The organism is Streptomyces sp. NBC_00986, assembly GCF_045162565.1.
Classification (GTDB): domain Bacteria; phylum Actinomycetota; class Actinomycetes; order Streptomycetales; family Streptomycetaceae; genus Streptomyces.
Map to the genome: position 1 here is coordinate 1 of NZ_CP108733.1, position 13,919 is coordinate 13,919.

Annotated in this window: 12 protein-coding genes; 5 read left to right on the forward strand and 7 right to left on the reverse strand. The window is 67.8% G+C overall.

Going from position 1 to position 13,919, the window contains the following annotated elements; all coding sequences use genetic code 11:
* Nucleotides 1-746 precede the first annotated feature (746 nt).
* The 3 genes from OG504_RS00005 to OG504_RS00015 all read left to right on the forward strand — a co-directional run bounded on the left by OG504_RS00005 (nt 747) and on the right by OG504_RS00015 (nt 3,374).
* Nucleotides 747-1,349, forward strand: coding sequence for a hypothetical protein (locus OG504_RS00005; protein WP_405987747.1), 603 nt, complete (start codon nt 747-749; stop codon nt 1,347-1,349).
* Between the two features lie 1,004 nt (nt 1,350-2,353).
* Nucleotides 2,354-2,650 carry a hypothetical protein gene (locus OG504_RS00010; RefSeq protein ID WP_405987748.1) on the forward strand — a complete coding sequence of 99 codons (297 nt, stop codon included), beginning with the start codon at nt 2,354-2,356 and terminating at the stop codon, nt 2,648-2,650.
* Between the two features lie 10 nt (nt 2,651-2,660).
* Complete coding sequence (locus tag OG504_RS00015) at nt 2,661-3,374, forward strand: hypothetical protein (RefSeq protein ID WP_405987749.1); 714 nt, start codon at nt 2,661-2,663, stop codon at nt 3,372-3,374.
* A gap of 118 nt (nt 3,375-3,492) precedes the next feature.
* Here the strand turns inward: OG504_RS00015 and OG504_RS00020 are convergent, their stop codons facing one another.
* From OG504_RS00020 to OG504_RS00030, 3 genes are read right to left on the reverse strand one after another with little or no spacing between them, the layout of a single operon-like run.
* A complete protein-coding gene (locus tag OG504_RS00020) occupies nt 3,493-4,056 on the reverse strand; it encodes a helix-turn-helix domain-containing protein (RefSeq protein WP_405987750.1) in 564 nt (187 codons plus the stop codon).
* Between the two features lies 1 nt (nt 4,057).
* Nucleotides 4,058-5,584, reverse strand: a complete 1,527-nt coding sequence (locus tag OG504_RS00025; RefSeq protein ID WP_405987751.1) for a helix-turn-helix domain-containing protein — start codon at nt 5,582-5,584, stop codon at nt 4,058-4,060.
* The gene (locus tag OG504_RS00030; protein WP_405987752.1) at nt 5,581-5,898 is read right to left on the reverse strand and encodes a helix-turn-helix domain-containing protein; all 318 of its coding nucleotides are present in this window, start codon (nt 5,896-5,898) and stop codon (nt 5,581-5,583) included. The genes OG504_RS00025 and OG504_RS00030 overlap by 4 nt, the downstream gene beginning before the upstream one ends.
* Nucleotides 5,899-6,120: 222 nt before the next feature.
* On the opposite strand from OG504_RS00030, the gene OG504_RS00035 reads away from it, so the two are divergent.
* The gene (locus OG504_RS00035; protein WP_405987753.1) at nt 6,121-8,637 is read left to right on the forward strand and encodes a Helicase associated domain protein; all 2,517 of its coding nucleotides are present in this window, start codon (nt 6,121-6,123) and stop codon (nt 8,635-8,637) included.
* Nucleotides 8,638-8,917: 280 nt separating this feature from the next.
* Nucleotides 8,918-9,289: a hypothetical protein gene (locus OG504_RS00040; RefSeq protein WP_405987754.1), complete on the forward strand. Its 372-nt coding sequence runs from the start codon at nt 8,918-8,920 to the stop codon at nt 9,287-9,289.
* A 215-nt stretch (nt 9,290-9,504) separates the two neighbouring features.
* On the opposite strand, the gene OG504_RS00045 is transcribed toward OG504_RS00040, so the two are convergent.
* The 4 genes from OG504_RS00045 to OG504_RS00060 form a co-directional block, all read right to left on the reverse strand.
* Nucleotides 9,505-10,713: an acyltransferase family protein gene (locus OG504_RS00045; RefSeq protein WP_405987755.1), complete on the reverse strand. Its 1,209-nt coding sequence runs from the start codon at nt 10,711-10,713 to the stop codon at nt 9,505-9,507.
* 9 nt (nt 10,714-10,722) lie between these two features.
* The gene (locus OG504_RS00050) at nt 10,723-11,781 is read right to left on the reverse strand and encodes an NAD-dependent epimerase/dehydratase family protein (RefSeq protein WP_405987756.1); all 1,059 of its coding nucleotides are present in this window, start codon (nt 11,779-11,781) and stop codon (nt 10,723-10,725) included.
* A 95-nt stretch (nt 11,782-11,876) separates the two neighbouring features.
* Nucleotides 11,877-13,412 (reverse strand): phenylalanine aminomutase (D-beta-phenylalanine forming), encoded by a 1,536-nt coding sequence (locus tag OG504_RS00055; RefSeq protein WP_405987757.1) that lies wholly within the window; start codon nt 13,410-13,412, stop codon nt 11,877-11,879.
* A gap of 155 nt (nt 13,413-13,567) precedes the next feature.
* Nucleotides 13,568-13,888 (reverse strand): chorismate mutase, encoded by a 321-nt coding sequence (locus OG504_RS00060; RefSeq protein WP_405987758.1) that lies wholly within the window; start codon nt 13,886-13,888, stop codon nt 13,568-13,570.
* Between the last annotated feature and the right edge of the window lie 31 nt (nt 13,889-13,919).

Genomic DNA, 13,919 nt, shown 5'->3' on the forward strand with positions numbered 1-13,919 from the left:
CCGCAGACACGACGCGGTGTCGCTACGCGACACTCTCCGCGCTCCGCGCGGAAGACCGGAACTCCGTTCCGGTCACCGGCTCGCTCCGCGATCCGGCAACGGGACCAGCCTCCGGCCGGCCCCGGACAGGACCGGTGCGCTCCGCGCCCCAGCCCTGCGAAAGCAGCTGGCTAGGGGCGGGTTCAGAGGTGAATGGAGGCCTCTTCGAGAAATGCGTCACTCTTGAGAACTAGATAAATTCTGGAGTAATTCGCCACAACCAATTCAGTGCATTTACTCCCCAATATCGTCGATCGATCGGCCGATGAAAAACTCCTACGACTGTATCGATAAGAATGGAGGGTATATGCCTGACAAATTAACAAAAGAAAGAATATCCAACACTAACGATCGCTACACTAATTTCAGTATTTAAATTTACTTCTGCTGGCTCGGCTTGACAGTTTCTTTGCGTAAGACTGTTTGCTATTTCAGGAATCGCAGAAATAAGTAACATCGAATGAGGCTCGCGTGTAGTTTCGAACAGGGAACTCACGCGAGCCTTCATTTTTCTCTTATCGGTTCGGTGGCGTAATTCTTCGCAACGGATTAATTCTGGGGGTATTTGCATATCCCCTATTGGACGGTACTTCGACGGACCGACTCTGCCTGCGGTGGTGGGGCCTGCGCCGTAACACCGCCGCAGGCCCCACCCTGAAAGGGTGAACCGGGGAACTAAGCGAGCTGGTCCCAGTGTCGAGTGGGACATGAACGGTGATCTCATTAACACGCTCCTCACACTTGCCAGTGGAGCGGCTCTCCTGGGTCTCGGGGCGGTAGCGAACGACTGGCAGACACGGCGCACCGAAGCCCGCAAGCAACGGATGGACGACCGGACGGAGCTGCAAGCGCAGGCGGACGAGCTGATCGCGGCGGTGCTCGACCTGAAGGTGACAGGCGGTCTCCATGACCAGCTCACGGGTAGCCGAAGAACACGGCTGACCGTCGGCATGCACGCACTGGTCCAGGGACTTGCGGAGTGGTCTCGGTCAGGGCGAGGTCGCCTTGGTCTCCTCACCGGCTACGGCAACGCGTCGAAGGTCATCAGGCAGTGGGACCGGGACCACACAGCATCGGCGGCCGGACTGGCTGGGCCGCTCATTCGCCTTGGAGCTGCCGCCGCGCCGCTGATGAGTCGCCAGGAACGGGACCTGGCTGCGGCAGCAGGGAACGTGTTCACCACGATCGTCGAGAACTTCGCGGAGGAAGGCCGGGTGGAACATGCCCTGGCGGAATTCCGAGAGGCGCTGCTGCCTGTCCTGAACCCACCCCCGGCTCGGCGAGGCCTGCTGTCTCTCCGTCGGCGGTGACGACGGGACGGTGCCCGGAATCAGCGCGCCGGCCTTGGGGTCGACGGAGAGGACGGCCAGGACGCGGTCCAAGGCGCGGAGCTCCGCGTCGTTGATGATGTTCTCCATCTGCTTCGCCGCGGGAGTCGGAGAAGCAGATGTGTCGAGCCGAGGCCCGTGGTGAGGGGGCATCAGGCGACGGACGGACGCTCTCGGGTGGGGCGACAGGTGCTGCTCGCGCACGCCGCCGACGCCCTGCGCCGAACGCCGGTAATCCGTATGGACCGGTGCGAGCACCTGGGCTCCAACAGCCGTCACGTAGGGCAAATCGCGGTGCGCAGTGGAAGCGCACACCGTCGGCGCTTCCCAGGCCGGTCCGAATACGTACGCAATGCAGGTGAAGCCGATGCCCGCCCGTGATGGGCGTAGGCGATCGGCTTCACGTGGAGAGAGGTGCGCCAACACCTTCTCTGCTTCCCTGCTGCGTGCCGGTTGGAGCCAGTAGCAATCAGGGCGCCACGGTCGGCGTACGCCCACCGGTAGCTGACTACGAGTGTGCCTGGACTTTCTGATGCACTCAGATCACGGGCGGCGCGAAATTGAATCAACGCAGGTCAGCACGCCCGTGTCCAACTATGCCAGCCTTGCGCACATATCTGGTAGATCGCCAGGTGAGAATTGCGCACTCACAATTTCGGCCATCCCCGCCGCATGCTAGGGCCGTGTTCGACGCCGTGACCTGCGCCAACACCTTTCGATCTTCACATTCGCCATACCCGCACGTACTGGTCTGCGCCTGCAATCGCGTGACGGAGGTCACTGGTGGCCTTTTGGAGCGTTGGTGAGCCAACGGTTTGACCGACTGTCATACATGCCGTAGCGGCTGGGACCCTGTGGAGCAGCAGGTCTCCCACGTGTCGAGAGCGCCAACTCTCGCCAGGCGCATGGGAGACGAGTCCGGTTGGAGCAAGTAGCGCCGTCCGGCGATCTCCTGATCGCCGGACGGTACGTAAGGGGATACACACATGGGCGGAAAGCCCACTGCTGCGGCGGGCGCCGCGGCCACCACGCCGGTGTCGACCGGCACCAGCACCACGACCACGGCCGGCCGGTTCGGCATGCCGCAGGCGGTCGTCATCGTCGCGTTCGTCGTCACCGCGGCCTTCCTCGCCCCTTCGGGCATGAACGTCCGCGATGTCCTGCTGCTCCTCGCGGGCGCCGGCACCACCGGCGCCACCGTCGTCGCGATGGCAGTGACCGGCAGCAGCAGGGCCGGCCGTATCAGCCGCATGGTCCGTGCCTACTTCAGTGCAGGGAACTGAGGTGATCGGCGTGGGGCGCCCCGAGAAGCCGGTGAACCGCACCGTTCCGGCACGCGCGAAGCTCGCGGACTTCCTGCGCGAGCGCAAGGCCCGGTCCGGCCAGACCTACGAGCAGATGTCCCAGGAGGTCAACGGCATCCCTTCGAAGGCCACGTTCGAGCGGGCCGCCTCCGGCAACTCCGTGCCCTCCCAGGAAACCGTCTTGGCCTTCATCGCCACGACCTCCACCAGCAAGGAGATGACCGTCGCGGCCCTCAGCTCCGCCATCAACCGCGGCCAGGAGCTGTGGATCCGTGCCCGCCGGGACACCCGGGCCCCGTACTACGTTCCCAGCGCCCCCGACCCAGACCTGATCTCCACGCGGGCCGACCTGCTCCGCGACCTGCGCCGACAGCATGTGTGGGCTGGCTATCCCACGCCCGGTGAGATGGAACGGATGTCCGAGATCGGCGTGCTGCCCAGCAGCAGCACCCGCCGCGTCATCAAGGGCGAGATGCTGCCCGTCGACCTCCGGCAGACCATCGCCTTCCTCAAGGCCTGCTACGTCGTCAGCCCTGCCGACCTCGAACCGTGGCTCGCCGCGGTGGACCGGGCCCACGCCGACGCGGAGGCCAAGCGGCTCAAGGCCCTCCAGGAGACGCTCGCCCGGACCAAGCAGAAGACGGCCGCCATCCCCCTCAAGCTGTCCAGCCACGAGAGCACCGACGTGGACATGGCCGCGTAGATAGGGATATCCCGACACGTCGACGGCGGATCGTCGCGGTCGTCGCCGGACATGAAGCAGGGCCCCGCACCATGTGCGGGGCCCTGCTCGCAGGATCACAGATGGTTGCCGAACGTACTCATGCCGCGAAGCCGATGTTGGTGACGTACTCGTACTGCCCCCACTGGGAGCCGAGGTCGACGACCTGGTCGACCCACGCGTCGTCCAGCTCCTGGTCGTCGCCAGCCACCCACGCGGCGACGATCCGGTCCCAGTGACGCACGTTCATCGTCCGAAACTCCACTGCTCGTTGGTGGGGGCGGTCCACCTGTGACTGGTTGAGGGGGTGGATCTCGACTCGGGTGCCGCGGTTGAGGCGGGTGAGGAGGTAGCGGGCGACGTTCTCGCGGCGCACGGTGCGGTAGGCCTGCTCGATCGCGGCGAGGTTCTTTCGTGAGGGCGTGCGGGTGCCGTTCAGCCAGGCGCGCAGCGTGCGGCGGGTGACGGTCAGGCCGGCGGCGCGTGCGGCGGCCTGGGCGTGGTCGGTGCGGGTGAGGTAGTGCAGGCGGGCGAGGAGGCCTCGCCGGGCGGTGATCGGGGTGGCGATGTAGCCGGCGAGGGCGTCCAGTTGGCGGGCGACGGCTTCGTAGCCCTTGATGCCGCGTGCGCCGTACTTGCCGAAGTCGATGTTCCGCTCGGGCATTTCAGGCCTTCTCTTCCGTCGCGGTGCCGACCGTGTAAATGTCCTTGACCTTCACCTCGGTCACGCCGCGCCCTTCGGGGAAAATGGCGCGCCATTCGCCGATGACATGCAATTCGTCGGTGCCCATCGCGCGTACCACCATAAGGCCTTCGTCGTAGGCGCGGTGGGCTTTCCACCACAAATTCACGAATGCCTGGGAACGAATGAGGTGCATCCAGTCGGTGCGGTACAGGTCCCGGTTGTAGTTTGACTCCCCCATGGTTGAGACGAATTTCGAGTACATCGCCTTCACGTACTCCAGGGTTACGTCGTCGCCGTCGGTGATCGCGGTGTCGCGGGCGTCCTTGAGGGTGATGCGGAACTTCTCCAGCAGGCTCTCGGTGGCGCCCGACGTCCACGATTCGTGGATTGCGGGCGGCTCGCACAGGGCGTACTTGGGGCTGGAGATCCGCAGCAGCAGGCGCAGGGTCGGCTCCGTGATCCACAGCGGGCCGGCTTCGTCGCGGTTGCCGATCGGGTTGGGCAGGACCGTGTCGTGGTTCCAGGCGGGTGGGGTGATCAGGTGGATGCCGGCCCGGCGGCGGTCGTGGTGGTCGCCGGTGGAGTGTTCCAGCTGACCGAGCGGGAGGTGGGTCTTGAGTGCGGACAGGTAGGCGCCGTTGATGTCGAGCGCGGTCACCTCGTGCACACCTGGCGGGAGTTCGGGGCGGGCCCATTTAGGGCGGGCCTCCCAGATCTGGTCGGCGCCCCGCGCGGTCTGCTTGCGTAGCACGTCGGGTAGCCACGGGTGCGCGACGACGTCGTAGCGGCCGCCCTTGCGGGTTGTGTCGAGCAGGGTCATCGCGTCCGGGATCGCCCGCTTCACCAACGTCGCGGTCGCCGCCTCGACATCGCCGGCGTGCTCAGCGAGCACGGCGGCGACGGCGGACGCGATCGGGTCCGGGGTGTCGGCGGTCTGCATACGACGCCCGACCGGCACCACCTTCACCCCGCGCCCGAGTTGCCGCACCGGCCTGTCCGCGGCCGCCGGACGCCACGCCTCGGCACGCCCGGCAGGCTCCCGCTCCGAGGCGGGCTCAGTGGCCGGGGCTGCCGGGGCGGGACCGCAGTCGGCTGGGTCCAGGTGTTGGGGGAATCCTTCGACCTGGTGGTGGGCGGGCTGCCCGCACAGTACGCACGGCTGCGGGACGGCTAGTTCGTCGACGTCGTCCAGGTCGGCCAGCTCGTCGGCTTCCGCTGGCTCCTCTGGAGGTTCGGTGGCGGGCTCTGTGTCTGCAGTTGCGGCGGTGTCCAGCTTGGTGCGGGCTCCGTTGAGGAAGTAGGCGTATTTCTCGCGCACTTCGCCGCTCGGGTCGCGTCCGGACTCCCAGCCCCCGACCGTGGACGTGCCGACGCCCAGAGCTTGTGCGAGCTGGGTGCGTGAGACGTTCAGTGCCTCCCGTAGAGGGCGGCGTTCTTCAACGGGCGGCAAGGGTGTTTCCTGCTTGGCTCGGGCGAGCAGGGCGTCGATTGCCTCGAAGTCCGTCATCGTGCTCCCCCGTCCTGCACGGCAGCAGTCCGGCGGGCGCGGGCTGCGGTGCGGCCGGCTGGTCGGCGGCGTTGCGTGGGCAGGGACTCTGTGGCCTGGGTGGGGCCGGCCAGCAGTTCCAGTACGTCGATTCCGTAGTGTGCGGCCACGATGTCGCAGTCGGCCAGGCTCCAGGCGGCCGCTCCGGACTGACGGCGGCTCACCTGTGCCTGACTCACCCCCAGCGCGGCCGCGAGATCGGCCTGCGACTCGCCTGTCGCATGCAGGAGCGCGGCGATCGCCGACCGCAGCCGCTCGTCCAGGGCCATACTCATAGCGAGAAGTATACAAGATACGCACTATTGATGCGAATATTGCAACCCTCGGCGTGTTCGGTGCTGCCGGGTGTCGCGGTGGAGCCGGTGCCGTTGGCTGCGGCCTGGTGACCTGGCCCGGACCGGGTCGCGGCGGCCTTCACGATGCGGTCGGGGGCGTCTTCGCGGGCGGCAGGGTGCTGCTGGTTGGGTGCCTGTCAGGTGCTGGTGGAAGATGTTCGGATGCCGCATGTGACGCTGCGTCCGCATCAGGTTGAGGCCGTTGATTCTGTTGTCCGGGCGCTTTCCGGCCTCCCCGGCGGCCGTATGCCTGCCGACGGCCTCAGGGCGCAGGTCATCGCTGCTACCGGGTCCGGGAAGACGCTGATCGGTGTCGAGTCGGCGCGCCGGCTGTCCGCCCGCCGGGTGCTGGTTCTGGTGCCCACCCTGGATCTCCTCACTCAGATGGCGCGTGCGTGGCGTCGGGGCGGGCGCAGGGGCTTGATGGTGGGGGTCTGTTCTCTGCGTGCGCGGGAGAGTGGTGGTGTGCCGTGCACGACGGATCCGGCCGAGCTGGTGGAGTGGACGTCGGGGCCGGATCCGGTGACGGTGTTCGCGACCTACGCCTGTGTCGGTCAGGGCGTTGTGCAGCGGGCGCACGAGGCCGGACTGCAGGTGTGGGACTTGGTGGTGGTGGATGAGGCGCACCGGGTGAGTGGTGATGCGGGCCGGCCGTGGGCTGCGGTGCATGACCAGCAGCAGATTCCGGCGGTGCGGCGGCTGTACATGACGGCGACGGCGCGTGTCTGGGAGGCGGAGGGCGGCGCCCCGCGGCTGGTGGCGAGTATGGAGGAGGACTCCCCTGTCTTCGGGCCGGTCGCGTACAGGTTGCGGCTGTCGGAGGCCATCCGGCTGGGGCTGGTGGCTCCGTATCAGGTGCTGTGTCTCGACATCCGTGACCCTGGCCTCCATGCCGTGCTGACGAGCGGGGACACCGGCTCCGACGCCGTGCGCGGGGTCCGGCTGGCGGCGGTTCAGACGGGGCTGATGAGGGCTGCCGTCGAGGAGCGGTTTCGGCGGGTGCTGGCTTTTCACAGCCGGGTGGGTGAGGCGGAGGCGATGGCGGCCGGGGTGCCGGCGGTCGCTGCCCGGCTCGCCCGGGACGACTCTGACACGTTTCCGGCTGCGGAGCGGGTGTGGGCCGGCTGGCTGTACGGCGGGCACCCGCCGCTGCACCGGCGTCGGGTGCTGGAGGAGTTCGCGTCGGATTTCCTTCGAGGGCCGCAGTCCGGGGAACGGGATGTTCCCGCCGCACTGCGTGTGCTGAGTTCCGTTCGCGTCCTTGGAGAAGGCGTCGATACAGCTGAATGTGACGCGGTGCTGTTCGCGGATGCGCGTGGTTCGATGATCGACATCGTGCAGATGGTCGGCCGGGCGCTGCGGATGCAGCCGGGAGCGGGGAAGCTGGCCACGCTGATCGTTCCGGTGTTCCTCGGACCGGACGAGGATCCCGACGACATGCTGACCTCGGCCTCGCTGAGCGCTCTTGCAAAGGTCCTCGGGGCGCTGCGGTCTCACGATGCGGAGACGGTCTCTGCGCTCGCGGAGGCGCGGGTCCGCAACAGTCGTCCCGGGGTCGGGCAGGGGGACGGGGAGGGCGGGTTCGAGGGTGAGGACAGCGGGCAGGAGCGGGGCCTTGCAGCGGTCAGTGGGGCTGCGGCGGGGGTGCTGCGCTTCAGTGAGGAGCGTGATCCGTTCGCGCTGACGCAGTTCATCCGGCTGCGGATCATCGACCCCGAGGGGGCGTACTGGCGGCGGGGCGTCGAGGCCGCGGCGAAGTGGCTGCGCGAGAGCGGCAGCGCCGGGCTGCGGGTGCCCTACGTGTTCGTGGCGCCTGAGGAGTGGGGCGCGGTCGGGGGGTATCCGCTGGGCCGCTGGTTGGCGGATGTACGGCGCTCTTACGCCGCCGGCACGCTGGAGGCCAGACGGGTTGTCGAGCTTGAGGCGCTCGGGGTGGTGTGGTCGGCGTGGGACACCGCCTGGGCCGATGGACTCGCCGTCGCCAAGGACTACGCAGCCGTGCACGGGCATCTTCTCGCGCCCGCCACCGCGGTCTGGGGCGGTGATGGGATGGCGATCGGGGTGTGGCTGAAGAACCAGCGTGCAGCGGCCCGCAAGACCCGCGCGAACGCCGAGCGGCGTGCCGCCGGGGAAACGGGCATCTCGTCGGCCGGTGAACTCTCCGAGAGCCGTCTGGACGCCCTGGACGGGATCGACCCGGCCTGGTGCCCCGGATGGGGCATCGACTGGCAACGCGGCTTCCACCTGACGCTCACCCACGTCCGCGCCGGCGGGGCACTGCCGGCAGGGGCGGGTGAGGCGATCGTGCAGGGCGAGGACCTCGGCGCCTGGATCCAGGCACAGCGGGCCGGCTGGGACAGGCTGGCACCGGTGCAGCAGTGGCTGCTCGACAGTGTCCTTGGCCTGCAGCCGCTCACGCCGGCAGAGACGGCAACGCAGGCGGGGAGACGGACTCGGACCGACCGATGGGCCACGCATCTCGCCGCCGCCCGCCAGTTCCACGCGCGTGAAGGCCACCTCCGTGTCCCGAGGAAGTTCGTCGAGGAGCTGGCCGGTGGGGACGGGGAGAGTGGTGTGCCGGTTCGACTCGGGGGGTGGCTCGACAACACACGGCGCAGGGCCGACAAGCTCACCCCGGAACGTCTGGCGGCACTCGACGAGTTGGGCATGCGCTGGTAGGCCCATTGCGGAATGGCAGCACCAGGTTGGTCAGTTTGGTGTCCCGTGGCAGTCGGCCGGTCCGAGCGCGAACTGCTCATGCGGGGAGCATCACCGGCAGTCGGGGTCGGTGCGGGGGTTGATGAGGTCCTGTTCGGCGTCTCATCGAGCACGCTGCGACAGTCTGAGTTGATCAAGGTGTGGTACGCGCCCGGGCTGAACATGGTGAGCGTCGGCGTGGTGCCGTCGTAGAAGAGCATGCTCGTGTTCTGGCTCAGCAGGATCCAGTTGGCGGGGCGGCGTGAGTGCCGGGCTGGAGCTGCTGGTCCCGTCGGCGTCCTGCCTGGGAGGGGCCTTTCTGCGCTGGGTGCTCACTGCGGCCGTGCAGCGGGGCTGCGTGGCGCATGTGCACAGTCAGCATCCGGTGAGGGTCCATGAGCGCATCTACCGGCTGGGCTATCTGATCGCAGGCGAGTCGCTGCACCTGGCTGTGGAGTTGGACGGGTTCGCCTTCCGCAGTGATCGTGCCGCCTTCGTCTACGACCGGCTGCGGCGGACCGACCGGGCGGCCACGGGGCTGCCGGTGCTGCGGTTTTCCTATGACGCGGTGTGCCTGGACACGGCACGCTGCGTGGCTCAACTGCAGGCGATGCCGTGCTGGCGCCGTGGGTGATCGCCGCGCCGCGCGTCGAGGTCCGGCGTGTGCGGGGCAGCGTCGGCCGTGCCAGCGCAGTTGTTCGCTGTAGGGGAGCTGGCCGGGACCTGCACTCAGCCCCACACCGAAGCCATCTGTCAGTAACTTGCGCCAAAGCCCCGCTCTCCAAAGCTGGGCAACCCCTGGCGTCCGGTGGCTGCCCGCCCAGCAGAGCCGCGGCGGTGAGCAGCCGGTCAGCGCACGATCGTGGTGGCGGACGCGTGGTGTTCTGCGGCTATGCGGTGGGCCAGGGAGCGTTTTTTGAGCTTGAGGAAGGGGGTCTCCAGGAACCGGAAGCTGAGTTCGGCGGCGGCATAGGTGCTCGCGAGGACCAGGGCCGCGAAGCACAGGTCGGAGCCGCTCCAGCCGGTGAGGGTGTGTTTCATGTGCGGGGCCAGCTGGCCGAGGAGAGGAACGTGCAGGGCGTAGATGCCGTACGAGATGACGCCTGTGCGGACCAGCCAGCGCGGTGACAGGACCTGTGCGAACAGGCCTTCGCGGGAGGCGAAGTGGACGAGTGCGCCGAAGAAGAACGAGACCACGGTGTACTGCCAGACCCAGCCGTAATGATCCGGGAAGGTGACGGGGTAACCCCAGTTCCCGGGCATTCCGTGACCGGTGGCCAGGTTGTGGCCGAGGAGTGCGAGGGTAGCGAGCACGAACACGGTCGCCGCGGCCGCGGCGAGGCGGGGCAGTTGGCGGCGTAGTTCGGGCAGTGCTGTCAGGGCTCCGACGGCGAACGTCTCGATGTAGGTCAGCGGCGACTGGGCGATGGTGAAAAGCCGGAGGTAGCCGTTCGTCTCGGTGGCTTTGAGGAGGAAGTAGAGGCCGACGCGGAGCAGGGGGCCGCCGAGGGCGAGTGCGACGGCGGCGCGGACGAACCAGCGGCGTGGCAGGAGCAGCACCAGCAGAGCCCAGACGATGTAGAGCTGGGCTTCGACGCACAGGGACCAGAACTGGTTGTAGATGGGCACCGTGGGGGGTGCGAAGTCTCCCGCGAGGGTGCGGAAGTCGTAGGTCCACGTCCACAGGTAGGGCAGGTCCGAGGTGATCTCGGCGTGGTGGTAGCCGGCGAGCGCGCAGACGGTGACGACTGCGCAGACGCTCAGGTAGAGGGGGGCCAGTCGCAGTGCGCGGTTGCGGAAGAAGTCCCGCGCGCGCCGGCCACGGCTGAGGTCCTCGTGGCCCAGCAGGGTGCGGGTGATGAAGTGGCCGCTGAGCGCGAAGAACATCGGCACGCCCAGCCAGCCGAAGGGGAGCTGGCCGGTGTGGTAGAGGACCACGCTCAGTACGGCTATGGCGCGCAGGCCGTCCAGGGACGAGAGGTGGCGCTGGCTGGCGGAGTTCCGCGTGCCGGGGGGCACCGACGGCGGGGAAGAGGGGTTCGCTGTCGTCTCGGTCATCGTCGTCTCTCAGCCGTTGTGGTGGGCGGCGAGCCAGTGGTCCTCCGCGTCGTAGTCGAAGAAGGAGAAGCCGGCCGGGTGGTGGGCCAGGGCCGGGAAGACCTCGGTCCAGTCCCGGTCCCGTACGGCGGACAGCAGTGACTCGACGGTGCCGGGCAGCGACTCCAGGTAACCGGTGACCGGTTTGTAGCCGATCTCGCGGCCGGCTGCTTCCAGGCTCAGCACGAACGGGTTCGGCACCCCGTACGGGTGCAGGCCCACCATGCCCTCGGCCGGTCCCGGCATGCCGACGATCTCCGAGCTCGCGCCGAGGAGTTCGTCGACGGCGGTGGCGATCTGTCGTGCCGTGGGGACGTCGGGGTCACCGATGTTGAGGGCGCGGGTGCCGGGTGTGTGGGCTGCGAGCCGTACGGCCTCGGCGATGTTGGAGGTGTGTGCGGGGTGGAAGCGAGTCAGGCCCTGGTGGGCCAGAACGCGCACGGGCCGGTTGTCGAGGGCGCGTTTGACGAACCACCACTCGGAGGGCTTCTTGCCGCGGGGGCCGTGCGGGGCGCCCACGCGCAGCAGGGTCACGGGCAGCGGGCTCCGGCTGCCGTGGGGGGCGTGGGTGGCGGCGGCTTCCATGGCGCGCTTCTGGGTGAGGTAGTTGTCCTCACCGGCCTCCACCATGCGCTGGCCCTCTTCGATGGGCTCAGGGAAGACGCCGAAGCCGCGCGGGCCCATCATGGTGCCGAAGCCGCGTTCCTCGTCGTCGGTGTAGAGCGCGGAGGTGGAGATCGCGACGGCCGATCCGACCAGCCCGGCCAGTGAGCGCAGCTGCTCGCCGTGGCGGCCGGTGTACGCGATGACGTCGACGAGTACGTCGGCGCCCGGGCCGATCGCGGATCGCAGCTGTGCGTCGTCGTCCCGGTCGGCGCGTACGGTCTCCACGTTCCAGTCGGGAGACCAGCCCGCGTCCTGCCCGGTGCGCGAGACGGCGCGTACGCGCCAGCCGTCCTCGGCGAGTGTCCTGACCACGGCCGGACCGATCTGTCCGGTCGCGCCGACCACCACTGCGGTCCTGCTCATGCCGCACCCCCTGCTCGATACCCGTATCGCGGGCAGCTTCAGGGGGTGGACCGGAGTATGCCTGGAGTCGTGGTGGACCCGTGCCGTGGGCCAGGTCAGAGGATCTCGGCGGCGATCGCCTCGATGTAGTCCGTGATGGTCTCGTCATGGTCGAAGTAGGGGACCAGTTCGCGGGTGCGCTCGTAGAGTTGACGCGTGGCCGGGGACAGGCCTTCGCGGCCGCGGATGTCGACGGCCTGGCAGGCGCACAGCAGCTCGAAGGCGACGACGTACTTGGCGTTGGTGAGCACCTCGCGGGCTCGGCGGGCCGCGACGAACCCGAACGACACGATGTCCTGGAAGTCCGCTGTGCTGGTGAGCGTCTGGATGGACATCGGCATGGCCGAGGCGCGGGTCTCCGCGGTGATGGAGGCGGTCATGAACTGACCGCCCATCAGGCCCAGGCGCAGACCGGGGTCCTCGCGGCACAGGAACGGCGGCAGCCCGTTGCTGTTGCTCTTGTCCAGGTAGCGGTCGACGCGCCGGTTGGAGAGGTTCATCAGCGTCGTCAGGGCGATCACCAGATGGTCCATGGCCATGGACACGTACTGTCCGTGGAAGTGGCCGTTGTGGAAGACCTCGTCCTCGTCGGGAACGATGAGCGGGTTGTCGTTGGAGGAGTTCAGCTCGTCCTCGAGGGTGTTGCCGATGCCGGTGATGCTGTCGAGGACGGGGCCGAGGATCTGCGGGGTGCAGCGCACCGAGTAGGCGTCCTCGATGGCCTGCGAGCCGGCCTTCGTGGAGGAGTCCATCTCGCCGGAGAGGATCTTCTCGGTGTCGTGTTCGTCGACAGCGAGCTTGGAGTCGCGCAGGGTGTTCCACAGGGCCGCTGCCACGGCGCGCTGTCCCCGGTGCGGCTTGAGCTCGTGAACGCGCGGGTCGAACGGCTTGGTCATGCCGCTGAGCCCTTCCACGGACAGTGCGGACACCAGCAGATAGGTATCGAACAGCCGGCGCGCCGCCGAGTGGACGAGGCTGCCCAGGCCGACCATGCCCGAGGTGCCGTTGATGAGGGCGAGGCCCTCCTTGAAGCTGAGGGTCATCGGTTCGATGCCTGCCTGGCGCAGTGCCTCGGCGCCGGGCAGGGTCTCGCCGTTCAGGCGGGCGCGCCACTGGCCGACGCATACGAGGGCGATCGCAGCGAGGGGGCCGAGGTCGCCGCTGGTGCCGAGCGAGCCCTTCTCGGGCACGCAGGGGGTGATTCCGGAATTGTAGACGGCGACGAGCTTTTCGAAATTCTCCAGCGAAATGGCGGAGTTGCCGCGGGCCAGCGAAACGATCCGGGACAGGATCACGGCACGTACGGTGGTGTCGTCGAGGTGCTTTCCGACATTGGTGGCAACGGCGTTGATGAGGTTTTCCTGAAGCTGTTTCGCCTTGCTGATGGGAACCAGCCAGTCGACGAAGCCACCCATGCTGGTGTTGACCCCGTAAATGACCCGTCCGTCGTCCACGAAATGTTCCAGGGTCTGCCTCGACGTGTGGATGCGCTTGCGCACGCCGTCGTCCACGACCACATGCTGACCGTCGCGTACGGCAGCCTCCAGGTCTTCCAGACGCACCCGCTGGCCGACTGAAAGTGTGAAAGTCATGGTGCCCACCTCGGTTTCACCGATGTTCGTACGGCTCCCTGGAGCCGCCTGGCCGGGTCTAGTTGAACTCATGTCCCATTCAAGTGCGTGCCCCATGCAGGAACTACGGCTATGGACCCCTAGGCGGGCACCCTGCCCCCAGAATGTGATTGCGGTCAGTTCGGTCCGCGGGAAACACGCAGCAGCAGTTTCGCGAACTCGACGCCGAAGCGGCCGAATTCGTCGCTGTAGTGGCCGATGATCTGTGTTTCGCGGGAGACGCACACCCGGGGCCCGCCCGTCGACATCCGTGCCGTCTGTACCTGGGCGGAGAGTTCGGCGCGTTCCTTGACGAGGCCGATGATGCGGGTGTCGATGGTGTCGATCAAGGCGCGGTGGCCGCGTATCGTCGTGGCGGCCTGGTCGGCATCGGCGCCGTTTCCACGTATTCCGGTGTCCAGGTCAGGCGTGACGGCCGTACTTCTGGCAGTGGTCATACATATCTCCTCGGGTCGTGGATGCGGTGGC

Excerpts from the sequence above, each read along its gene's own strand:
- OG504_RS00005 (WP_405987747.1), top strand. The coding sequence starts at position 747 with ATGAACGGTGATCTCATTAACACGCTCCTCACACTTGCCAGTGGAGCG.
- OG504_RS00010 (WP_405987748.1), top strand. The coding sequence starts at position 2,354 with ATGGGCGGAAAGCCCACTGCTGCGGCGGGCGCCGCGGCCACCACGCCG.
- OG504_RS00020 (WP_405987750.1), bottom strand. The coding sequence starts at position 4,056 with ATGCCCGAGCGGAACATCGACTTCGGCAAGTACGGCGCACGCGGCATC.
- OG504_RS00025 (WP_405987751.1), bottom strand. The coding sequence starts at position 5,584 with ATGACGGACTTCGAGGCAATCGACGCCCTGCTCGCCCGAGCCAAGCAG.
- OG504_RS00030 (WP_405987752.1), bottom strand. The coding sequence starts at position 5,898 with ATGAGTATGGCCCTGGACGAGCGGCTGCGGTCGGCGATCGCCGCGCTC.
- OG504_RS00035 (WP_405987753.1), top strand. The coding sequence starts at position 6,121 with ATGCCGCATGTGACGCTGCGTCCGCATCAGGTTGAGGCCGTTGATTCT.
- OG504_RS00045 (WP_405987755.1), bottom strand. The coding sequence starts at position 10,713 with ATGACCGAGACGACAGCGAACCCCTCTTCCCCGCCGTCGGTGCCCCCC.
- OG504_RS00050 (WP_405987756.1), bottom strand. The coding sequence starts at position 11,781 with ATGAGCAGGACCGCAGTGGTGGTCGGCGCGACCGGACAGATCGGTCCG.
- OG504_RS00055 (WP_405987757.1), bottom strand. The coding sequence starts at position 13,412 with ATGACTTTCACACTTTCAGTCGGCCAGCGGGTGCGTCTGGAAGACCTG.
- OG504_RS00060 (WP_405987758.1), bottom strand. The coding sequence starts at position 13,888 with ATGACCACTGCCAGAAGTACGGCCGTCACGCCTGACCTGGACACCGGA.